The 21,694-nt window shown below is 70.7% G+C and carries 17 protein-coding genes and 1 riboswitch; of the genes, 2 read left to right on the top strand and 15 right to left on the bottom strand.

The annotated features are described in order from the left end of the window. Window positions 1-323: 323 nt before the first annotated feature. Entirely contained in the window at window positions 324-1,097 is a 774-nt protein-coding gene (locus ACZ4N4_RS40285) for an ABC transporter ATP-binding protein (RefSeq protein WP_467598429.1), read from the top strand. Further along, window positions 1,097-3,625 carry an ABC transporter permease gene (locus ACZ4N4_RS40280; RefSeq protein WP_467598426.1) on the top strand — a complete coding sequence of 843 codons (2,529 nt, stop codon included), beginning with the start codon at window positions 1,097-1,099 and terminating at the stop codon, window positions 3,623-3,625. Before ACZ4N4_RS40285 ends, ACZ4N4_RS40280 begins: the two co-directional genes overlap by 1 nt. A 61-nt stretch (window positions 3,626-3,686) precedes the next feature. Here the strand turns inward: ACZ4N4_RS40280 and ACZ4N4_RS40275 are convergent, their stop codons facing one another. The 15 genes from ACZ4N4_RS40275 to ACZ4N4_RS40205 form a co-directional block, all read right to left on the bottom strand. Further along, entirely contained in the window at window positions 3,687-4,976 is a 1,290-nt protein-coding gene (locus ACZ4N4_RS40275) for a class I SAM-dependent methyltransferase (RefSeq protein ID WP_453564773.1), read from the bottom strand. Window positions 4,977-5,244: 268 nt separating this feature from the next. Further along, on the bottom strand, window positions 5,245-6,624 hold the full coding sequence (locus ACZ4N4_RS40270; protein ID WP_467598423.1) for an NAD(P)/FAD-dependent oxidoreductase: 1,380 nt from the start codon (window positions 6,622-6,624) through the stop codon (window positions 5,245-5,247). 475 nt (window positions 6,625-7,099) lie between these two features. Beyond that, entirely contained in the window at window positions 7,100-8,041 is a 942-nt protein-coding gene (locus ACZ4N4_RS40265) for a Ppx/GppA phosphatase family protein (protein WP_467598420.1), read from the bottom strand. Window positions 8,042-8,186: 145 nt separating this feature from the next. After that, a complete protein-coding gene (locus tag ACZ4N4_RS40260) occupies window positions 8,187-8,705 on the bottom strand; it encodes a DUF501 domain-containing protein (RefSeq protein ID WP_453564780.1) in 519 nt (172 codons plus the stop codon). A gap of 29 nt (window positions 8,706-8,734) precedes the next feature. Next, complete coding sequence (locus ACZ4N4_RS40255) at window positions 8,735-9,211, bottom strand: FtsB family cell division protein (protein WP_467598417.1); 477 nt, start codon at window positions 9,209-9,211, stop codon at window positions 8,735-8,737. A gap of 135 nt (window positions 9,212-9,346) precedes the next feature. Next, complete coding sequence (gene eno, locus ACZ4N4_RS40250) at window positions 9,347-10,633, bottom strand: phosphopyruvate hydratase (protein ID WP_450765575.1); 1,287 nt, start codon at window positions 10,631-10,633, stop codon at window positions 9,347-9,349. 531 nt (window positions 10,634-11,164) lie between these two features. Continuing rightward, window positions 11,165-11,866, bottom strand: coding sequence for a transglycosylase family protein (locus ACZ4N4_RS40245; protein WP_467598414.1), 702 nt, complete (start codon window positions 11,864-11,866; stop codon window positions 11,165-11,167). A 3-nt stretch (window positions 11,867-11,869) separates the two neighbouring features. Then, a riboswitch (cyclic di-AMP (ydaO/yuaA leader) is annotated at window positions 11,870-12,041 on the bottom strand. Between the two features lie 199 nt (window positions 12,042-12,240). After that, on the bottom strand, window positions 12,241-13,257 hold the full coding sequence (locus tag ACZ4N4_RS40240) for a transglycosylase family protein (RefSeq protein WP_467598411.1): 1,017 nt from the start codon (window positions 13,255-13,257) through the stop codon (window positions 12,241-12,243). 454 nt (window positions 13,258-13,711) lie between these two features. Beyond that, a complete protein-coding gene (locus ACZ4N4_RS40235) occupies window positions 13,712-15,151 on the bottom strand; it encodes a cytochrome P450 family protein (RefSeq protein WP_467598408.1) in 1,440 nt (479 codons plus the stop codon). 228 nt (window positions 15,152-15,379) lie between these two features. Next, window positions 15,380-16,375 (bottom strand): nucleoside triphosphate pyrophosphohydrolase, encoded by a 996-nt coding sequence (locus ACZ4N4_RS40230; protein ID WP_467598405.1) that lies wholly within the window; start codon window positions 16,373-16,375, stop codon window positions 15,380-15,382. A gap of 173 nt (window positions 16,376-16,548) precedes the next feature. Further along, window positions 16,549-17,196, bottom strand: a complete 648-nt coding sequence (locus ACZ4N4_RS40225) for a SurA N-terminal domain-containing protein (RefSeq protein ID WP_453564799.1) — start codon at window positions 17,194-17,196, stop codon at window positions 16,549-16,551. A 230-nt stretch (window positions 17,197-17,426) separates the two neighbouring features. Continuing rightward, window positions 17,427-18,254 (bottom strand): glycoside hydrolase domain-containing protein, encoded by an 828-nt coding sequence (locus ACZ4N4_RS40220; RefSeq protein WP_450765565.1) that lies wholly within the window; start codon window positions 18,252-18,254, stop codon window positions 17,427-17,429. 83 nt (window positions 18,255-18,337) lie between these two features. Beyond that, entirely contained in the window at window positions 18,338-19,825 is a 1,488-nt protein-coding gene (locus ACZ4N4_RS40215) for a protein kinase domain-containing protein (RefSeq protein ID WP_467598652.1), read from the bottom strand. 38 nt (window positions 19,826-19,863) lie between these two features. Next, window positions 19,864-20,499 (bottom strand): hypothetical protein, encoded by a 636-nt coding sequence (locus ACZ4N4_RS40210; protein ID WP_467598401.1) that lies wholly within the window; start codon window positions 20,497-20,499, stop codon window positions 19,864-19,866. Between the two features lie 439 nt (window positions 20,500-20,938). Then, on the bottom strand, window positions 20,939-21,655 hold the full coding sequence (locus ACZ4N4_RS40205) for an HNH endonuclease family protein (protein ID WP_467598398.1): 717 nt from the start codon (window positions 21,653-21,655) through the stop codon (window positions 20,939-20,941). Between the last annotated feature and the right edge of the window lie 39 nt (window positions 21,656-21,694).

Below are 21,694 nucleotides of genomic sequence, written 5' to 3'. Positions count from 1 at the left end.
ATGGGAGCGACTGGTTCCGGATCTGGTCCGGTTCGGTTCGGTTCGTTCCGGTTCGGTTCGGTCGGTCAGTCGGTCCGGTCCGGTCCGCTCAGTCGGTCGCTCTTTCGGTCGAGTCGCTCTTTCGGTCGAGTCGCTCTTTCGGTCGGGCCGCTCTTTCGGTCGGCCTAGGGGTCCGCCGTCATCCCCAGGTATGACTCGGCGCGCTTCGGTCCCCCCTCGGTCGCCCCCCGGAACCGGAACTGCGGCTGACTACACGGGCCGCCGCGGCCGGGACGATGGTCACGTCCCCATGAACGCCGTCGTCCCGACAGGAGCACCTTTCCGTGTCCACCACACCCATCGCCGACCGGCGGACCACCTCCGTGGCCGCTCGCGCCACGGAGCTGTCGAAGATCTACGGGCAGGGTGAGACGCAGGTCGTCGCCCTGGACCGGGTCACCGTCGAGTTCCGGCAGGCCGAGTTCACCGCGATCATGGGGCCGTCGGGCTCCGGCAAGTCCACGCTGATGCACTGCGTGGCGGGCCTCGACACCTTCTCCTCCGGCTCCGTGCGGATCGGTGACACCGAACTCGGCACCCTGAAGGACAAGCAGCTCACCAAGTTGCGCCGGGACAAGATCGGGTTCATCTTCCAGGCGTTCAACCTGCTGCCGACGCTGACCGCGCTGGAGAACATCACGCTCCCGATGGACATCGCGGGCCGCAAGCCGGACCGGCAGTGGCTCGACAGCGTCATCCAGATGGTCGGCCTCAAGGACCGGCTCAGCCACCGGCCCGCGCAGCTCTCCGGCGGCCAGCAGCAGCGCGTCGCCGTCGCCCGCGCCCTCGCCTCCCGGCCGGAGATCATCTTCGGTGACGAGCCGACCGGAAACCTGGACTCCCGCTCCGGCGCCGAGGTGCTGGGCTTCCTGCGCAACTCCGTGCGGGAGCTGGGCCAGACGGTCGTCATGGTCACCCACGACCCGGTGGCGGCGGCGTACGCGGACCGCGTCGTCTTCCTCGCCGACGGCCGGATCGTCGACGAGATGTACCGCCCGACGGCCGAAGGCGTCCTCGACTTCATGAAGCAATTCGACGCGAAGGGCCGGACCAGCTGATGTTCCGCACCGCCCTGCGCAACGTCCTCGCGCACAAGGCCCGGCTGCTGATGACCGTGCTCGCCGTCATGCTCGGCGTCGCGTTCGTCTCCGGCACCCTGGTCTTCACCAACACCATCTCGGACGCCTACCAGAACAGCTCCGCCAAGGGCTTCGACGGCGTCGACGTGGCCGTGCAGGCCAAGTACCAGGATTCCAAGGGCGATCAGGTCGGCAAGACCCCCGACCTCACCCAGGCGCTGCTCGACAGGGCCGCGAAGGTCCCCGGGGCCGCCTCCGCCACCGGCGTCGTCTCCGGCTTCACCGCGATCGCCGACAAGGACGGCAAGCTGATCGGCGGCGGCTGGCAGTCCGAGGGCGGCAACTACTGGGGCACCAAGGACGCCCGCTACCCGCTGGTCGGCGGCCACGCGCCGAGCGGTGCGAACGAGGTGCTGATCGACTCCAAGACCGCCGAGCGGGCCGGCTACCAGGTCGGCGACACCGTGCGCATCTCGGTGAACGGCCCGGTCCTCACGCCCACCGTCGCCGGCATCTTCACCACCGACGACGGCAATGTCACGGCCGGCGGCAGCCTCGCCCTGTTCGACACGGCGACCGCGCAGCGGCTGTTCGGCACGAAGGGCGCGTACGACGAGATCGACGTGACCGCGAAGTCCGGCACCGGCCAGGCCGCCCTCAAGGCGCAGCTGGACCGGGCGCTGCCGAAGAAGCTCGTGGAGACCACCACCGGCCAGCAGCTCGCCGACGACCAGGCGAAGTCCATCGCCGCCGGCATGAGCGGCCTGCGCCAGGGCCTGCTGGTCTTCGCCGGCATCGCCCTGTTCGTCGGCACGTTCATCATCGCCAACACCTTCACCATGCTGGTCGCCCAGCGCACCAAGGAGCTGGCGCTGCTGCGCGCGGTGGGCGCCTCCCGCCGCCAGGTCACCCGCTCGGTGCTGATCGAGGCGTTCGTGGTCGGCGCGGTGGCCGGGGTCGCCGGTCTGGTCGCCGGTATCGGCATCGGCGCCGGACTGCGCGCGCTGATGGGCTCGTTCGGCGCGACCGTCCCGGACGGCCCGCTGGTCGTCAGCCCCGGCACGGTGGCCGCCGCCCTCGCCGTCGGCGTCGTCATCACGATGCTGGCCGCCTGGCTGCCCGGCCGCCGGGCCGCGAAGATCCCGCCGGTCGCCGCGATGAGCGCGCTGCACTCGGCGCCGACCACCAAGTCGCTGGTGCTGCGCAACACGATCGGCGCGCTGTTCTCGGCGGCCGGCGTGACGGTGATCCTGGCGGCGACCACGATGAACGGCTCCGACGGCCAGGCGCCGATGGGCCTGGGCGCGGTCCTCCTGATCATCGGCGTCTTCGTCCTCACCCCGCTCCTGTCCCGTCCGCTGATCGCGGCCGCCGCCCCGCTGCTGCGCGGGTTCGGGGTCGCCGGGAAGCTGGCCCGGCAGAACTCGGTGCGCAACCCGCGCCGTACCGCCGCGACCGCCTCGGCACTGATGATCGGCCTGACCCTGATCACCGGCATGACGGTGATGGCGGGCAGCCTGCAGAAGTCGATCGACAAGATGGCGAGTTCGGCGATCCGCGCGGACTACGTCGTCTCGATGGCCAACGGAAACGCGCTCTCCCCCGACGTGGCGACGAAGCTCGCGACCGCCGACGGGGTGACCGCCAGCAGCCCGCTGCGTGACGCGGCCTCCCGGATCGACGGCGGCACCGAGATCCTCAAGGGCGTCAACGGCTCCGCGATCGGCAAGCTGACCGACCTCACGGTCGACAGCGGCTCGTTCGAGGTCGGCGGCTCGGACGTGGTCGTGGACGACGACACGGCGAAGTCGCACGGCTGGAAGGCGGGTTCGGCCTTCACCGTGCACTACGAGGACGGCAAGGCGCAGAAACTGACGGTCGCCGGGGTCTACCAGGGCAACGAGGTGATCAACGGGATCATGCTCGACAACACCACCCTCACCCCGCACCAGACCGACCCCGCCGACATGCAGGTCATGGTCAAGACGGCGGACGGGGCGTCGGACGCGGCCAAGGACCGGCTGGACAAGGTCCTCGGCCACAACCCGGCGATCAAGGTCCAGGACAAGCAGGACCTGTCCGACTCCATCGCCCAGGCCTTCACGCTGGTCCTGAACATGGTCTACGGCCTGCTCGCGATGGCGGTGATCGTCGCGGTCCTCGGTGTCATCAACACCCTGGCCATGTCGGTCTTCGAACGGCAGCAGGAGATCGGCATGCTCCGCGCGATCGGCCTGGACCGCAAGGCGGTCAAGCGGATGGTCCGGCTGGAGTCCCTGGTCATCTCGCTCTTCGGCGGGGTGCTGGGCCTCGGCCTGGGGGTGTTCTTCGGCTGGGCGGCCGGTCAGCTGGTCGGCGCGAGGATGCCGACGTACGAACTGGTCCTGCCGTGGTCCAGGATGGCGCTCTTCCTGGTCCTGGCCGGCCTGGTCGGCGTCCTGGCGGCCCTGTGGCCGGCCCGGCGCGCGGCGCGGCTGAACATGCTGTCGGCGATCAAGTCCGAGTAACGGCAGGTACGGCGAAGGGGCCCCACACACGTGGTGTGGGGCCCCTTTCCCGTCTCTCGTCCTACCGGTTCCAGGTACGGGCGCGCAGCGGCAGCCCCGACACCCCCGACTCGGGGGTCCTGACGGCCAGCACCTGGTTGACGCCGATCCGGTTGCGTTCGAAGGCGAGGGCCGATGCGGCCATGTACAGCCGCCAGACGCGGGCCCGGCCGGGGCTGGTGAGCCGTACCGCCCGGCCCCAGTCGGCCTCCAGGTTGACCACCCAGCGGCGCAGGGTGCGGGCGTAGTGCTCGCGGATCGACTCCACGTCCCGCACCTCGAACCCGGCCCGTTCCAGCTGGGTGACGGTGGTGCCGACCGGGGCGAGCTCCCCGTCCGGGAAGACGTAGGCGTCGATGAACCGGTCGACGTGGTAGGCCGCCTCGTCGCGCTGCGGGCGCCGTGCGATCTGGTGGTTGAGCAGCCGCCCGCCCGGCTTCAGCAGCGCGTACAGATCGGTCGCGTACGCCAGGTACTTCTCCGCTCCGACGTGCTCGGCCATCCCGATCGACGAGATCGCGTCGTACGGCCCGTCCCGGACGTCCCGGTAGTCCTGGACCCTGATCTCCACCCGGTCCGTCAGACCCTCGTCCGCGACCCGTTTACGGGCGTACGCGGCCTGCTCCTGGGAGAGGGTGACCCCGACGACGCTCACACCGTGCTCGCGGGCCGCGTGGATCGCCATCGAGCCCCAGCCGCAGCCGACGTCGAGCAGTCGCTGACCGGGCCTCAGGCCGAGCTTGCTGCAGACGAGTTCCAGCTTGTCGCGCTGGGCGGTCTCCAGGGTGCCGTCGTCCTCCCAGTACGCGCAGGAGTAGACCATCGACGGCCCGAGGACGATCTCGTAGAAGTCGTTCCCCACGTCGTAGTGGTGGCTGATGGCCTGCTTGTCACTGCGACGGGTGTGCAGATGGCGGCGTCTGCGCACCTCCTCACGGGGTGGGGCCGGCGGGACGGGCGGTCCGGCGAGCTTCAGCAGCTCCCGCACGGCCGCCCGCACCTCGGGGTCGCGCAGGGCCTGGGCGAGGGTACGGCTGTCCTCCCCGCGCTCCCAGATCAGTCCGGACATCACCGCCAGGGCGCTGTACAGGTCGCCCTCGATGTCCAGGTCGCCGGCGACCCAGGCCCGGGCCAGGCCCAGTTCACCCGGTTTGAACAGCATGTAACGCAGGGCACGGCGGTTGCGGATCACGATCGCCGGAGCGTCCGGCGGTCCGGCCTGTGATCCGTCCCAGGCCCGCAGCCGTACCGGGAGCGGAACTCCCAGCACCTGCTCGGCAACACTCCTCAGCCGCGACGCGGCGTCGGCCATGGCGTACACCTCCAAGACGACGATCCCGGATGCCGGTTACCACGTAAACACCGTGAGGTCAGCATCGCAGTCCCGCAAAGGAGTTACGACTGGGCAAAACAGCTGTAGCGGCCACGTAGTTACGGACGGGCCCGGGAACGCCGAAGGACCTCCCGCACCACGGATGGCGGGAGGTCCTTCGGGTGGTGTCGCGGGAGATCCTCGAGGTGGTCCGACGGCCGAGGCCGGCGGACCGGGACCCGGGAGGCCTTGGCCCAGCAGGCTTCGGCTAGGAGGCCTTGGCCTTCTCCTCGGCCTTCGGGGCGGCGACCGGAGCCGGCTTGGCGGCCTCGTAGAACTCCTCGCGGGGGTTCTCCATGGCGCCCAGGGACACGACCTCGCGCTTGAGGAACATGCCGAGCGTCCAGTCGGCGAAGATGCGGATCTTGCGGTTCCAGGTCGGCATCGCCAGACCGTGGTAGCCACGGTGCATGTACCAGGCGAGACGGCCCTTGACCTTGATCTTCGTCTTGCCCAGGACGATCATCGCGACGCCCTTGTGCAGACCCAGACCGGCGACCGCGCCCTTGTTGGCGTGGCTGTACTCCTTCTGCGGGAAGCCCCGCATACCGGAGACCACGTTGTCGCCGAGGACCTTGGCCTGACGGAGCGCGTGCTGCGCGTTCGGCGGGCACCAGGCGTTCTCGACACCGGCCTTGCGGGCGGCGACGTCCGGCACCTGGGCGTTGTCGCCCGCGGCCCAGATGTAGTCGGTGCCCTGCACCTGGAGGGTGGGGGCGGTGTCCACGTGGCCGCGCGGGCCGAGCGGCAGACCGAAGCGGGCGAGCGCCGGGTTCGGCTTGACGCCGGCGGTCCACACGATCGTGTTGGAGTCGACCTCCAGGCCGTTCTTCAGCACGACGTGGCCGTCGACGCAGGAGTCCATCGAGGTGGAGAGGTAGATCTCCACACCGCGGCTCTCCAGGTGCTCCTTGCCGTACAGGCCGAGCTTGGGGCCGACCTCGGGAAGGATCTTGTCGGCTGCGTCGACGAGAACGAAGCGCATGTCCTCACGGGACACGTTCTTGTAGTACTTCGCCGCGTCCCGGGCCATGTCCTCGACCTCGCCGATGGTCTCCGCGCCCGCGAAGCCGCCGCCGATGAAGACGAAGGTGAGCGCCTTGCGGCGGATCTCCTCGTTGGTCGTGGAGTCGGCCTTGTCCAGCTGCTCCAGGACGTGGTTGCGCAGGCCGATGGACTCCTCGATGCCCTTCATGCCGATGCCCTGTTCGGCGAGGCCGGGGATCGGGAAGGTGCGGGAGACCGCGCCGAGTGCGATGACCAGGTAGTCGAAGGGCAGCTCGTACGCCTCGCCCACGAGGGGGGCGATCGTGGCGACCTTGCGGTCCTGGTCGATGGTGGTGACCCGGCCGGTGAGGACCTCCGCCTTCGGCAGCACGCGTCGCAACGGGACGACGACATGCCGAGGGGAGATGCTGCCGGCGGCGGCTTCGGGGAGGAAGGGCTGGTAGGTCATGTACGACCGGGGGTCGACGACCGTGACGGTCGCCTCGCCGTAGCGCATCTTCTTGAGAATGCGCCGAGCTGCGTACAGGCCTACGTACCCACCGCCTACTACGAGGATCCTGGGACGCTCCGTGGTGCTCATGGCATCGAGTATCCACCCGCCTCAGGGGGGCCGCTCGTGCGCCCCTTCACAAGGTTCCACGGGGGTCGTGCTACACTCCGCCGCCCACGTGACACAGGTCATGGTCGACAGTGAGAACCCACTTCCGATACGACCCGTTGTCAATGCCGTGTGAGCTGCTCCTCCAGGCTTCCGTGGGCACCGCGGGGGCACCGGATATCACCCGCACGAGCACCTCCGCGAACACCCCCGGAACGCTCTCCTGAGCACGTGCCCGGGGCTGTTGAGCCCCCGAACGGGCCAACGGGCCCCCTTGGACCCCTCACCTGCACCGAATTCCTTGTGAAGAACTTCACGAAGTTTTCCGAGGGGGTGTCGTGGCACGGCGTGTCACGGGCCGTCCGGGCCGCTCACCCGCCACCCCGCACGCTCATCCGAGGAGGTCGGGAGGGTCGGGCCGGGCGTCCGGAGAGGGCCGGCGAGGCGGCCGGGCGGGTCAGGCGATGGACCAGGCGATGCCGTCCAGGATGTCGTGCTCGCTCACCACGACCTCGGCCGCGCCCACCCGCTCCATGATCGACAGCAGTACGAGGGCGCCGGCGCCGATGACGTCGACGCGCCCGGGGTGCATGGAGGGGATCGCGGCGCGCTCGGCGTGGCTGGAGTCCAGCAGCCGCTCGGTGATCTCCCGCACCCGGGCGTAGGGGATGCGGGAGTGGTGGATGGCGGCGGAGTCGTACTCCGGCAGGTCCTGGTGGATGGCGGAGAGGGTGGTGACCGACCCGGCCAGGCCGACCAGGGTGTGCGCCTCACGCAGCGGCACGGTTTGCTCCGCGAGGTCGAGGGCGCGCTCGATGTCGGCCCGCATGGCGGCGATCTCCGGCTCGGCCGGCGGGTCGCTGACCTGTCCCCCGTGCACCAGGTGCCGCTCGGTCATCCGCACACAGCCGACGTCCACGGACCGCGCGGCCCGCACCCGCTCGTCCCCGACGACGAACTCGGTGGAGCCGCCGCCGATGTCCACGACGAGGAAGGGCTTGGTGAGGTCGTCGCGGCCCGTCAGCTCCTTCGTCGCACCCGTGAAGGAGAACTCGGCCTCCTGGTCACCGCTGATGACCTCCGGCTCGACGCCGAGGATGTCCAGCACCCCGCGCACGAACTCGTCCCGGTTCTCGGCGTCCCGGGAGGCCGAGGTGGCCACGAACCGCAGCCGCTGCGCCCCGTACTCCTTGATGACGGCCGCGTACTCCCGGCAGGCGGCGAAGGTCCGCTCGAGCGCCTCCGGAGCGAGCCGCCCGGTCCGGTCGACCCCCTGCCCGAGCCGCACGATCACCATCCGCCGGTCCAGGTCGACGAGCTCCCCGGTCTCCGGGTCCGCGTCGGCGACGAGCAGCCGGATGGAGTTGGTACCGCAATCGATGGCGGCGACGCGGGTCATGGCTGGGTGTTCCTCACTCTGTACGTGACCTGGTGACGGACCGAGTCGGCTGGGGGGGGTGGGCGAAGGCCTCGGGGGGGTGGGCGAAGGCCTCGGGGGGGTGGGCGAAGGCCTCGGGGCCAGGAAGCGGGGCCTCCTGGGGGCGTCACTCGCCGGTGACCACGCAGGCGCCCTTGGCCCACCACTCGGGCAGCATGGCGATCGCCTCGTCGCCGAGCGGGTTCACGCCCGGCCCCGCCGCCAGCGAGTGCGCCACCAGCACGTGGAGGCACTTCACCCGGTCCGGCATCCCGCCGGCGCTCGGGAACCCCGTCAGCTCCTCGATCTCGTCCCGGCGCCGGACGTAGTCCTCGTGCGCGGCCCGGTACGCCGCCGCCAGCTCCGGATCGCTCTCCAGCCGCGCCGTCATCTCCTTCATCACGCCGTTGGCCTCCAGGGTGCCGATGGCGGACGCGGCCTTGGGGCACGTGAGGTAGTACAGCGTCGGGAACGGCGTGCCGTCCGGCAGCCGCGGCGCGGTCTCCACGACGTCCGGCTGCCCGCACGGGCACCGGTGCGCGATCGCCCGCAGCCCGCGCGGCGGCCGCCCGAGCTGCTGCTTGAAGGCCTCGACGTCGGCGTCGGTCGGCTCGGTGCGCGGGGTGGAGGGCGGAGGCGTTTGCATGACTGTGTTCTGTGTGGCTTTCTGTCGGTTCACTGGTCGGACGCGTCGGACTTGTCGACGCCGTCCCAGACGTTCGCGTACCAGGGGCGGTCGGCCGCGCCGAGGTAGGCGTGCGCCTGCCTGGCGGCAGCGGGGTCGATCACGATGTACCCCGTCTCCCCCGGCATCACGTAGTGCAGCCGCTGCCGGATCTGCTGCTCGGCGTACGCGTCGTCCTGCCACCGGGCCTTGACGTCCCGCAGCTGCTCGACCCGCTGCCGGGCCCGCTCCTGCTGGCGTTCCTGGTCGGCGATCTCGGCACGCTGGGAGACGTACTGCCGCATCGGATAGGCGAGCGCGACGATCATCGTGCACAGCACGATCGCGAGCAGCGCGGCGCGGCCGGTCAGCCGGGAGCGGCGGGCCTGCCGCTTGGTCTGGGAGCGGTAGACCCGGGCCGCCGTCTGCTCGCCGAGCAGCTTCAGCCTGGTCGCGGTGGAGAACCGGTCCCGGTCCTTCACGGCCATGTCCCCGCCTCCCGTTCACACGCGCGTACGTCCCCGCACACGGTACGGGACCGGTACGGGGACGTACGTACGACTGGCGCAGCCTTGACCCTTAACGGGTCAGCGACCCGTGACGGGTCAGCGACCCCTGACGGGTCAGCCCTTGAAGCGCGGGAACGCGCTGCGGCCGGCGTACACCGCGGCGTCGTCGAGGATCTCCTCGATGCGCAGCAGCTGGTTGTACTTGGCGACGCGCTCGGAGCGGGCCGGGGCGCCGGTCTTGATCTGGCCGCAGTTGGTGGCGACGGCGAGGTCGGCGATGGTGACGTCCTCGGTCTCACCGGAGCGGTGGGACATCATGCACTTGAAGCCGTTGCGCTGGGCCAGCTCGACGGCGTCCAGGGTCTCGGTGAGCGAGCCGATCTGGTTCACCTTGACGAGCAGGGCGTTGGCGGCGCCGTCCTCGATGCCGCGGGCCAGGCGCTCCGGGTTGGTGACGAAGAGGTCGTCGCCGACGATCTGGACCTTGTCACCGAGCTTGTCGGTGAGGACCTTCCAGCCGGCCCAGTCGTCCTCGAACAGCGGGTCCTCGATGGAGACCAGCGGGTAGGAGGCGACGAGCTCCTCGTAGTACTCGGTCATCTCGGCGGCCGAGCGGGACTTGCCCTCGAACTCGTACTTGCCGTCCTTGTAGAACTCGGACGCGGCAACGTCGAGCGCGAGCGCGATCTGCTCGCCCGGGACGTAGCCGGCCTGCTTGACGGCCTCGAGGATGAGGTCGAGCGCGGCGCGGTTGGACTCCAGGTTCGGGGCGAAGCCGCCCTCGTCGCCGAGGCCGGTGGACAGGCCCTTGCTCTTCAGGACCTTCTTCAGGGTGTGGTAGACCTCGGCACCCCAGCGCAGCGCCTCGGAGAAGGACTCCGCGCCGATCGGGGCGATCATGAACTCCTGGATGTCCACGTTGGAGTCCGCGTGCGAGCCGCCGTTGAGGATGTTCATCATCGGCACCGGCAGCAGGTGCGCGTTGGGGCCGCCCAGGTAGCGGAACAGCGGCAGGTCGCTGGCCTCGGAGGCGGCGTGGGCGACGGCGAGGGAGACGCCGAGGATGGCGTTGGCGCCGAGCGAGCCCTTGTTGTCGGTGGCGTCCAGGTCGAACATCGCCTGGTCGATCAGGCGCTGCTCGGTGGCGTCGTAGCCGACCAGCTCCGGGCCGATCTGCTCGATCACGGCGAGGACGGCCTTCTCGACACCCTTGCCGAGGTAGCGGTTGGGGTCGCCGTCACGGAGCTCGATGGCCTCGAAGGCGCCGGTGGAGGCGCCGGACGGGACGGCGGCACGACCCGTGCTGCCGTCGTCGAGGCCGACCTCGACCTCGACCGTGGGGTTGCCTCGGGAGTCCAGGATTTCCCGGGCTACGACGACGTCGATGGACGGCACGAGCATCTCCTTCTTGGGATGTGACGCTGGTTGTGCGGGCGCACGCGGGCCTTGTCGGCCCTTGCTCAGCCTTGCGACTAGAGCCTAACCGCCCCGGGCCCGACAATCGGCCGACCGACCGGCCCGTGGACACACAGACGGTACTCATTGTTCATGTGCGGAACAAAGGGGGGTCCGATGAAGAACGGAAGAAGAGCGGGTCAAGAGGAAGACCGCGGGAGGACGGCGCGCGGACGGCGAGGACCGCGCCACGTGGACGGCGAGGACCGCGCGGGGGCTCGCGAGGGACGGCGAGGAGCGCGCGAGGACCGCGCGAGGACGGCGCGGACGGCGCGGAGCTCGCGAGGGACGGCGCGGACGGCGCCGAGCTCGCGCGGGACGGCAAAGAGAAACCCCGCCCCGGTGCGTACGGGGGAGAACGCACCGGAACGGGGGCTCGTGGGGGACGGGGGTGACCCTCACGCGGTCTCCACTATGGGGACCACGGCTGTGCGGGCGCTGTGATTCAGCTGGCGCCCTCGTATTACTTCGGGCGCCTTACTTCAGGTGCAGCTGCTGGCCCGGGTAGATGAAGTCGGCGTCGTCGACGATGTCCTTGTTCAGCTTGAACAGCGCCTGCCAGCCGCCCTTGACCTTGTGCTTCTCGGCGATGGAGCTGAGCGTGTCGCCCTTGACGACCTTGTACTCGCCGTCGCCCTTCTTGACCTTCTTGCCGGTCGGGGTGGTGACGGTCTTCTTGGCGGCCGGACGCTCGGCGGAGCGGGAGGCGGCCTGGGTGTCGGTCGTACGGCTGCTCGTGCCGCTGTTCGCCGAGTTGGAGGAGGAAGAGGACGACGAGGAGGAGCTGGTGCTGCCGCCGGAGTAGGCGGCGCCGGACAGGCCCGTGCCGCAGACCGGCCAGGCGCCCTTGCCCTGCGCGGCGAGGACCTTCTCGGCGATCTCGATCTGCTGCGCCTTGGTGGCCTGGTTGGCCTGCGCGGCGTACTGCGTGCCGCCGTACGCGGCCCAGGTGGAGGCGGAGAACTGCAGACCGCCGTAGTAGCCGTTGCCGGTGTTGATGGCCCAGTTGCCGCCGGACTCGCACTGGGCGACGGTGTCCCACTCGGAGGCGGTGGCGGCGGAGGCGGTGCCGGAGGCCATCAGCGGAGCGGCGATGGCGACACCGGTGACGCCGGCGAGCGCGGCGGCACGGGTGGCCCTGGACGGACGACGGTGCTTGCCCTTGCCGGAAAACAGCATGAAGGATCCCCTCACCGACGCCTGCGAGGTGAGCTGTCGGGTTCGGGCCGGTTGAGTTGCCCGGCCGCGCACCTCACGGTGCGCGGCTTCACCCCGAGCCGGACACGGCAGTCTCAACTACCGGTCCCGGCACTTACCTTGGGTCCCCCGCTCCTGCCTACGGCGCTTGACGCGACGACTGTTCCCGGGCAGCCGCTGGCAGGACTCGGCGTTGCGACGGCCGGGGCTCGTGGTGACGAGCGGCCTTGACCGTAAACAGACGATCAGGTGAATTTCAAAGATGATCAGGGCTTCTGAGACTCATCCCACACTTTCACCAAACCGGACATTTAACTTCGAAGTAGGGCGGCCGGAAGGTCCAACTCCCGCTACTTTTAGTCCGTTTCGCTGCTGAGTTTCAGGGTCTGACCGGGGGCGATGTCGTTCGGGTCGGCACCGATGTCCGCCTTGTTCGCGACATAGAGCGCATGCCATCCGCCGTCGAGGTCAAGGGAGTCGGCGATGGAGGCGAGGGTGTCGCCGTCCCGGACGGTGTAGGTGCCGGCGTCCCGGGAGGCGTGACGGCCGGAAGAAGTCACACTCTGACCGCTTGTCACGCTTTCGTCCGCCGAGCCGCCGCGATGCTTGCCGCCGCTGCTGACGGCCCCCGTGTCGACCAGATCCCAGGAACTGCCCGTCTGCCACGAATTGTCCGAGTCATCGGCTTCGGGCACGACGGGATTCTCGCCCGCCTTCGAGGCACTGGACCCCTTGGATCCCGACTTGTCCGCCTTCGTGGAGTCGGCAGGGGTGCCCTTGCCGGAGTCGTCACTCGCACTCGGGGACGGGGTGACGGAGCCGGAGTCCGTGGCGCCCGAGGCATCCGACGAGGAGTCGGACGAGCCGGAATTCGATGAACCGGAGGAATCCGAAGAACCAGATGAAGAGGATGAATCCGACAGCCCGGAGGACGAGTCGGAGGAGCCGGACGAGTCGTCCGATCCACCGAGGCCGGTGTCGACGTTCACCGAGGCGTCGTCCGAGGAGAGCCCGGCGATCAGGGCGCAGGTCCGCCAGGGCTTGGTGCCCTGGTCGGCGAGGATCTTCTCGGCGACGGAGATCTGCTGCGAACGGCTCGCCTGGTCCGGCGTGGCGGCGTACTCCTGGCCGCCGTACTCGTCCCAGTCGTCCTGGGACATCTGCAGGCCGCCGTAGTAGCCGGTGCCGGCGTCCATGCTCCAGGAGCCGCCGCTCTCGCACTCGGCCACCCTGTCCCAGGTGTTGCCGTCGGCCGCGTTGGCGCTCGCCGCACCCAGGAGCGGGATGGCGATGGCCGAGCCGGTCACGCCGGCCGCGACGAGGAGAGCCGGAGCCTGACGGGGGCGACGGTGACGACCGTTCCCGGAGAGCATGCGGAAACCTTTCGAGCGACAGCGGTGACCGGCGCGGCGGGTCCCGCCGGGGCGCCGCACTTGATGGGTGAACGTATAGGCAGACGATCACTTGTCACAAGTTAATGCCGCGTAGATCACGTGAAGATCACAGAGTTGAACGCTGGTCATCTTTACGGGTGGAGGGCCTGGTGGAGGGCCAAGTGGGGGGTGGCGGGTGGGGTGGTGGGTGGGTTGGCGGGTGGGTTGGCGGGTGGGTTGGTGTGGGCCGCCAGTGGGGGATGGTCGGGGCCTGGTGGGGCGCCGGTCGGGCCTGATGGAGGACCGGCGGGGGCTTGGCGGGGCGCCGGCGGCAGGGGCCGGGTGGGCGCCTGCCTGTGGGGGGGCTTGGCAGCGCGCTGGCGGGGGCCAGGTGGACGCCTGCGGGGGCTTGGCAGGGCGTCCGCCGGGGGGCCAGGTGGACGCCTGCGGGGGCTCATCGACCGTCGGGGGTGAACTTCACGGGGAGCGTGCGCAGTCCGCGCATGATGAGGCCGCCGCGCCAGCGCAACTCACTCTCCGGCGCCGCGAGTCGCAGGTCCGGGAGGCGGGTGAGCAGGGTCGCGAGCGCGCTCTGCCCTTCCAGGCGGGCGAGCGGAGCGCCCAGGCAGTAGTGGATGCCGTGGCCGTACCCGAGGTGCTGGTTGTCCCGCCGTGCCAGGTCGAGCGTGTCCGGCTCGGCGAACCGCTCCGGGTCCCGGTCCGCGGCGGCGAGTACGACGAGGACCGGGTCTCCGGCCGCGATGCGCTGCCCGCCGATGCCGAGCGGCTCGGTGGCGAACCGCCAGGTGGCGAGCTCCACCGGCCCGTCGTAGCGCAGGAGTTCCTCCACCCCGGTCTCCAGCAGTCCGCGCTCGCCGGCGGCCAGGGAGTCCTGCAGGCGGCGGCGTTGTTCCGGGTGGGTGAGCAGTGCGTACGTGCCGTTCCCGATGAGGTTGACCGTCGTCTCGAAGCCGGCGAACAGCAGGATGAAGGCCATGGCGGCGGCCTCGTTCTCGGTGAGGTGCTCGCCGTGGTCGGAGGCGCGGATGAGCCCGGAGATGAGGTCCTCGCCGGGGGCCGGCTCGGCGGACAGCGCCTCCCGCTTCCGGTGGATCAGTTCGGCCAGATATCCGCGCATCTTCTTCACGGACCGAGCGACCCCGCCCCGCGGCCCACCGCCGTGTCGGATCATCATGCCGGCCCAGTCCCGGAAGTCGTCCTGGTCCTCTCGCGGGACGCCCAGCAGGTCGCAGATGGCGTAGATGGGCAGCGGGAAGGCGAACTCATGGATGAGGTCGGCCTCGCCCCGGTCCGCGAACCCGTCGATGAGCCGGTCGGTCAGCTCCTGCACGCGGGGCGCGAACTCCGCCACCCGGCGCGGCGTGAACGCCTTGCTGACCAGCCGGCGCAGCCGGGTGTGGTCCGGCGGGTCGATGTTCAGCAGGTGCGTCATCAGCTCGGCCTTGCGCTCACCGGGGATCCCGGTCTTCCCCTTGGCGTGCGCGGGCTCGTCGTGGTGCGCCGGATTCTTGGACAGCCGGGGGTCGGCGAGGGCCTGCCTGGCGTCGGCGTACCGGGTGACCAACCATGCCTCGACCCCGCTGGGGAGCCGGGTCGGGTGCACGGGCGCATGCTCCCGGAGCCAGGCGTAGGCGGGGTACGGATCGGCGGCGAACTCCCAGCTGAAGAGTTCGGGGACGGTGGTGCCGTCCGGGGTGGCGGTGCCGTCGGCGCCGCCAGTGCCGTCAGGAGCGCCGGTCCCGTGAGGAGCGGTGGTGCCCTCAGGAGCGGTGGTGGCGTCGGGAGCGGTGGTGCCCTCAGGAGCGGTGGTGCCGTCGGGGACTGTGGTGCCGTCGGGGTCTGTGGTGCCGTCGGGGGCGGGCTGGTCGGTCACCTCTAGACGGTATCCGGCGCCGGAGGGCCCTCGAGCCCGCCATTGTCGATCTTGACGGCGACGCGTGCCCACTCCCCATATCCGCGAAAGTGGATCTTCCGCTTCTCCTGGGGCAATCGCAGGGGAGCCGCCACCAGCCAGTCCAACTCCTGCTCCACGGACGCCCCCACGCATCGAAGCCCCACCCGTACCTGCAACGGTACCCGTGGCTGATCCCCAGGGCAGTCCCTACGCGTCCACCCCTTCCGCAACCCGTACCGCGTCCCGGTACGCCCGGGCCGCCGCCCGTAGGGCCGACTCCGGGTCGGTTCCCTCCGCCTCGGCCCGGGCCGCGAGTGCGAGCAGCTCGTACCCGATGCCCTGCGCCTGCGGCAGCGGCACCTCCAGCCCCGCCGACCGCACCCGGGAAGCGAGCTTCGACGCCAGCGCGAGACCGGGCTGGGCGAGGGGTATCCCGTCCGTCACCGACTCGCGCCGCTTCTCGATCGCCTTCGTGCGCAGCCAGTGCTCCTTGACCTCCTCCGGTGTCGAGGCGGTCTCGTCGCCGAAGACGTGCGGGTGGCGGTGGATGAGTTTCGCGACGATGCCCCCGGCCACGTCGTCGACCGAGAAGGGGGCGTCCGGGTCCTCCTCGGCGATGCGCGCGTGGAAGACGACCTGGAGGAGCACGTCGCCCAGTTCCTCGCGCAGTTCGTCGCGGTCGCCGGCCTCGATCGCCTCGACGAGTTCGTACGCCTCCTCGATGGCGTACTTCGCCAGTCCCTCATGGGTCTTCTGCGACGACCAGGGGCACTCCACGCGGATGCGATCCATGACCTGGACGAGGTCGAGGAGGCGGGCGCCGGGCAGGTCGTAGGAGGCGGGGAGCAGCTCCAGCTGGGGCATCGACACGCGGCCGGAGCCGGCCAGGCGAGCCAGGCCGTCGGTGAGGGCCGGCTCGCCCTCGCCCGTCGCCACGACCACCACCGTCCGACCGCCGGCGCAGGCGTCGACCAGCTCCTGGGCGGTGGGGGCGGCCTCGTCCACGGTCGTCCCGGCCTCCCGCAGATAGGGCAGCTGCGGGTGCGCGCCGTCCGCGCACAGCACACGGTCCGCCGAGCGCAGCGCCTGCCAGGCGGGCCAGGACAGCAGGCCGGGGGCGACCCGGTGGCTGGTGGTGAGCAGGACGACCCGGCCGGGGTCGGGGACGGTGGGAACGGGAGCTTCCGAGCTGGTGGTGTTCACGATCCGAACGTAACGCACCCGCGCCGCCGGCCTCGGGCGTTGTCCACAGGACGGGGATGATCAAGTGATCGTACGACCGCTGACCTCACACCCGCCTGCCTCCACCCGCCGGCCCCCGACCCGCGTGCTTCCACCCGCCGGTCTCCTCCGCCGGCCCGCCCTTCCGGCCTGCCCTACGCCGTCACGGGTGTCCCCGATGACGTGACCTCACGTACCCACGGCGTCTTGGCGTCCACCCGGCTGCTCTTCTGGACGTCCCAGGCGCCGTAGCGCGGGTTGAGGTCGACGTGGAGCTCCTGGGACGCCTTGGACAGGGCCTTCCAGAAGGCGGGCTGGGTGGTGTCGGTGCCGAGGAGCTGGGCGAGTTTCTGTGCCTCCAGCTGGAGGCGGAGGTTGTCGTCCAGGCGCTTGGGGGCGATGCCGTACTTCTGGAGCCAGGCGTTCTGGAGCGCCTTGGAGCCGCCGGCCTGCTGTTCGAGGCCGGTGCGCATCTGCTGGATCTCCTTGCGGCTGACGCCGATGCCCGCGTCCTGGGCGGCCCGGTGCAGTACCTGGTCGAGGACCATGTTGTGCAGCGTGTCCCGGGTGAGGCTGCTGGTGGCGGCGAGAACCTGCTGGTACTGCTGCTGGTCAGGCACCGCGGCCCGCTGCGCCTGGCGCACCTCGTTCACCCGGGTCTCCAGCTGGGCGACGGAAATGCGCTGGCCGCCGACGACGGCCGCCGCGCCCGGGTGCGCGTCGCTTCCGCAGGCGGTGAGGAAGGGGGCCGCGGTGGCGATCGCGGCGGACAGGACGAGCGCGGTGCGACGGCGGCGGTGCAAGGATGCCTCCCGAGGAGATTGTGCGACGGTGCACAAAGTCTTGCGGTGATCGATGGTAGGCAGTGGGCAAGCTCTGGCCAACCCATTCGACCAACGATTCACACGCGCATCCGGCACCGCCGCGCCACCCTCCGCAAGGGTTTGCGGGTCGGTTCGCGGGATTCGCCGGGCGGTCCGGTCCTCGGCCCGCCCTTGCTCCGGGCTCAGCCCAGCCCGCGCCCAGCCTCCGCTCAGCCCGTGATCGCCACCGGGGCGTCCCAGGCGTCACGGTCCACGGTGATCGTGTAACCGCCCCGCGTCTCCTTGCTGTTCACCATGTACTGGTGCGCCCGGCTGTGCGCGGTGAACTGGGTCGCGCCGAACGGCCAGTCCGCCGTGGTGGTGTTGTTCTTGTCCCACAGCGCGTACCAGAGGTTGCCCGGCAGGTCCGTCTTGTCCTTGGCGTTCGCGATCGCCTTGGCGCTGGAGCTGGTGAAGCCGTAGAAGCCCGCGCGGTAGGTCTTCGCGTGCAGCTGCTTGTCGAAGGCGCGCACATAGGTGAGCACGGCGTTGTTGCACGCCGTGTTCGTCGTGTCGTACGCCTCCATGTCGAGGTAGATCGGGCTGCCCGCCTTCATACCGAGGGCGGCGGCCTTGGCGACCGCGTCGGTGGCGTCGCTGGTGCCGAGGGAGGCGGCGTTGGCGGTGGTCATCTTCTCCGGGTTGGAGCCGCTCTGGCAGGACGGCTGGGCGCCGACGTAGAGCGGGATGAGCTTCCAGCCCACCGCGGAGACGGACTTGACCCAGGAGGCGGTGAGGTTGGGCTGGGCGCAGCCGCGGTTCTTGCCGCCGACGTAGACGGCGGCGGCGCCGTAGAGGCCGCCGTGCCAGGCCTTCATCGCGGCCAGCGAGGGCGCGGTGCAGGTGTCGAAGGCGCGGCCGGTGTACGTCTTCTGGGCGGGCCAGGTGGTGGCCGCCATGGAGGTCTGCGCGGCGATCCCGGCGCCGGCGACGACCGCGGTGCCCGCGACGCCCCAGGTGATGTATCTGCGCTTCTTCGACTGCCGATGGCTGGACATGCCGGAACCCCACCCCTGTTGTCTGTATCTGTGCTGTGCGAAAAGCCGTACGAGAAGTAGGTGCAGTATGAACCGCGCGGGAACTAGCCGCGCACCTGCCCCAGCCACTGCAGCGTCCGCCGGACCTCTCCCGCCATCGGATGACCGGGCCCGTGCAGCCGTTCCACGTCGAACAGCAGCCGGGTGAGCGTGTCCTGGCCTGCCGGGCGGTCGCCGAGCGCCAGCAGCAGGTGCCCGATCCGGCGGCGCACGTCGTGCGCGAGCTGCGGATCACCGGCCACGTACTGGTTCTCGTAGTACGGCAGCAGCGCGCGGTACTCGGCGAGCGCCGCGGCCGGTTCGCCGAGCTGTTCCAGGCACTGGGCGGTCTCGTAGCGGAAACGCAAGGACTGCGGGTCGGCCTGGCCGGCCTCGGCGGCGCGTTCGTCGGCGAGCCGGCGCAGTTCGGGCAGTGCGCGCCGGTACTGGCCGTCGTCCATCAGGGTGGCCGCGTACTGCTTGCGCAGCGTGCGGACGACCGTGGAGCGCTCACCGTGCTGGTCGGCGGCGACCGGCAGGATCGCACCCAGGATGTCGACGGCCTGGGTGATGCGCCCCTCCCCGAGCAGCCGCTTGACCTCGTCGACGGCGGTGACGACATCGGGTCTTCCGGGCACGGCGGCCACCGGGGCGGCGGGCTGGGGCGCGGGCAACCGCGCGCGGTCCGGCCAGGGGGCGTGCGGGCGCAGGAAGGGGCGGGTGGGGTCCAGGGGCGCCCCGGTGTGCATGCCGCGCGCGGGCAGGAGCGGGACGAGGTTCTCGTACACCTCCTGCGCCGAGGCGGGCCGGTGCTGCGGGTCCTTGGCGAGCAGCCGCAGCACCAGCGCCTCCAGCGGCTCGGGCACCTCGGGGCGGAGCCGGCGTACCGGCACCGGCTGCTCGTACAGATGGCGGTGCAGCACGCCGAGCGAGGTGGAGCCGGCGAACGGCACCTCACCGCTGAGCAGTTCGTGCAGCAGCACCCCGAGCGCGTACAGGTCCGTGTACGGGCCGACGGCGCCGCCCATCGCCTGCTCGGGCGCCATGTAGGCGGGCGAGCCGATGGGGGTGCCGGTGTGGGTGAGGCGGGTGCTGTCGGTTTCCATCACGGAGGCGATACCGAGGTCCAGGACGGTGATGGTGCCGTCCTGCTTGACCATCAGGTTGCGCGGCTTGAGGTCGCGGTGGACGATCGGCACGGCGTGCACGGCGCTCAGCACGGCGCATAGTTGCGCGGCCACCGCGACCGCCCACGGCCAGGGGTACGGATCGTGCTCCGCGAGGTGGCCGGCGAGGTCGGTGCCGTCCACGTACTGCATGACGAGGAACAGTTCCTCGCCCTCGGTGCCCGCGTCGTGCACGGTGACCAGGCCGGGGTGGTCGACCTGCGCGGTCACCCGGCACTCCCGCAGGAACCGGCGGCGCAGTTCGTCGGCGTCCGCGCCCGCCACCTTGTCGGGGCGCAGCAGCTTCACTCCCACCCGCCGGTCGAGCCGCTGGTCGTACGCCGTCCAGACCTGGCCCATGCCGCCCTGCCCGATGAGCGTGGACAGCTGGTAGCGGTCGGCGACGACTCTCCCTGTCGCCACGGTCACCTTCCGCCCTCGTCGCGGCCGTCGTGCTTGCGCAGATAGTCGCTGAGCTCGTCGAGCTCGGCACGCACCTGCTCGATCCGCACGGGCGCCGGACGCTGGGGCGGCGCGGGTATCGGGGGCTGGGACAGCGGCGGCCCGGCGACCGGGGGCACGGTGTGCGGGGGCGGGGTGTGCGGGGGCGGGGTGTGCGGGGGCTGCGCGCCCAGGGGCGTCGTCGTCGTGGTGTACGGGGACGCGGGGGGCGGGTAGCCGTACGTATGCGCCGTGGTCTGCGCCGCGTACGCCTCGCGCTGCCGCTGGAAGTGGCGTACGTCGGCGGCCAGGTAGTAGACGACCGTGGCCAGGAGCGTGCCGAACAGCAGCGTGATCCCCAGGTAGCCGCCGACCGTGTGCACGTCGTCGCCGGGTTCGGTGGCCAGCAGCACGATGCTGAGGATGTCGGCCGCGGCGACCGCCACCAGCAGGCCGTAGTCCGCCGATCTACGGGTCACCACGGCCAGCCGCAGCATCATCGCCCAGGCCAGGAAGCCGACGCTGAACACCCCCATCGCCACGAACACCACGCGCAACAGGACCAGTACCGCGTCGTGCGGCGGCCGCTGCACCGGCTGCGCATGGCCCTGGCCTTGCATGATCGCTCCTGTATTGCCTGAAAAGGGCGTACGTGCCCGCCCGGTGCGTCCGCTGACGGACCGCACCGGTCGTGCGTTGGTCGGATCGAGCATATGGCCCGACACCGACGTGCGGTCCGGGTTGTATCGAACCGTTGTGTGGCGATCGCCGGGACGCGACCACCCACACCCCGGCGCGGACCGCTGAAGGGGGGCGCGCGGACGGGTGGCGCACGCGGGAGCGGGGCGTGCGCCCGAGGGGCGGACGCGCGCCGAGGGAGCGCGCCAAGGGGTGTGCGATGTCAGTGCGGTGGGGGCGTGCACACGGTTGGTCCGGCGTGCACGGCGCGTCCGCGCGCACCCTGGTTCACAGCGAACCGGGGCGCGCGCCGGACGCCTCGAAGCCGACCGCGGCGCCGAAAGGTTTCCGTCGTCGGGACCCGTTGTGCGGGCCGTCGCGTCAGCGGGCCTTGAACCGGGACGGGGCCTTGGTCGGGTTGCCGCCCGCGGGAAGCTTCTGGCCGGGGCAGGTGGCGAGGACCTTCTTCATCGCGGCCTTCTCCGCGGCGGTGGCCCACAGCCCGTACTTCTTCTTCACGGCCACCTGAGCTGCGACATAGGTGCAGCGGTAGGCCTTCTCGGGCGGCAGCCAGGTGGCCGTGTCGCCGTCGCCCTTGCCGCGGTTGGCGCTCGCGTCGACGGCCAGCAGGTTGAGCGGGTCGTTGGCCAAAGCTATGCGCTTGCTGGCGTCCCAGTACTTGGCGCCCGTCTGCCAGGCGTCCGAGAGGGCGACGAGGTGGTCGATGTCGACCAGACTGCGGCCGCGCTTGTAGGTGACGTCCTTGCCGGAGTAGGGGTCCGGGTCCAGCACGCCGGAGGAGACCTTGCAGTCGCCGTCGGTGAACTTCACCTCCTTGAGGTCCCGCTTGAGTATGTCGTCCCTGGTGTCACAGGAGTTGGAGTCGGTGTCCGCCCAGGCGGAGCCGAACTTCTCCCGGGTGTAACCGGTCTTCGGCGCCCGGCCCTTGACGGTCAGCGCGTCGGCGGCGGTCAGCGCCGCTCCCCCGCCGCCCGCGCCCTGGGCTCCCGGGCTCCCCTTGTCCTGCAGGTCCTTGCAGCCGGCCACGGCGAAGATCATGACGACAGCGATGACCGCCCCGCCCCTCAGACGCGTCACGTGCGCCCCCCTCTTCCATCCCTCTTTCCGCCTCCACGC

The organism is Streptomyces sp. NPDC026538, assembly GCF_055567535.1.
This window is presented reverse-complemented; position numbering and strand designations above follow the sequence as displayed.

Excerpts from the sequence above, each read along its gene's own strand:
- ACZ4N4_RS40280 (WP_467598426.1), top strand. The coding sequence starts at position 1,097 with ATGTTCCGCACCGCCCTGCGCAACGTCCTCGCGCACAAGGCCCGGCTG.
- ACZ4N4_RS40275 (WP_453564773.1), bottom strand. The coding sequence starts at position 4,976 with ATGGCCGACGCCGCGTCGCGGCTGAGGAGTGTTGCCGAGCAGGTGCTG.
- ACZ4N4_RS40270 (WP_467598423.1), bottom strand. The coding sequence starts at position 6,624 with ATGAGCACCACGGAGCGTCCCAGGATCCTCGTAGTAGGCGGTGGGTAC.
- ACZ4N4_RS40265 (WP_467598420.1), bottom strand. The coding sequence starts at position 8,041 with ATGACCCGCGTCGCCGCCATCGATTGCGGTACCAACTCCATCCGGCTG.
- ACZ4N4_RS40260 (WP_453564780.1), bottom strand. The coding sequence starts at position 8,705 with ATGCAAACGCCTCCGCCCTCCACCCCGCGCACCGAGCCGACCGACGCC.
- ACZ4N4_RS40255 (WP_467598417.1), bottom strand. The coding sequence starts at position 9,211 with ATGGCCGTGAAGGACCGGGACCGGTTCTCCACCGCGACCAGGCTGAAG.
- eno (WP_450765575.1), bottom strand. The coding sequence starts at position 10,633 with ATGCTCGTGCCGTCCATCGACGTCGTCGTAGCCCGGGAAATCCTGGAC.
- ACZ4N4_RS40245 (WP_467598414.1), bottom strand. The coding sequence starts at position 11,866 with ATGCTGTTTTCCGGCAAGGGCAAGCACCGTCGTCCGTCCAGGGCCACC.
- ACZ4N4_RS40240 (WP_467598411.1), bottom strand. The coding sequence starts at position 13,257 with ATGCTCTCCGGGAACGGTCGTCACCGTCGCCCCCGTCAGGCTCCGGCT.
- ACZ4N4_RS40220 (WP_450765565.1), bottom strand. The coding sequence starts at position 18,254 with ATGTCCAGCCATCGGCAGTCGAAGAAGCGCAGATACATCACCTGGGGC.
- ACZ4N4_RS40210 (WP_467598401.1), bottom strand. The coding sequence starts at position 20,499 with ATGCAAGGCCAGGGCCATGCGCAGCCGGTGCAGCGGCCGCCGCACGAC.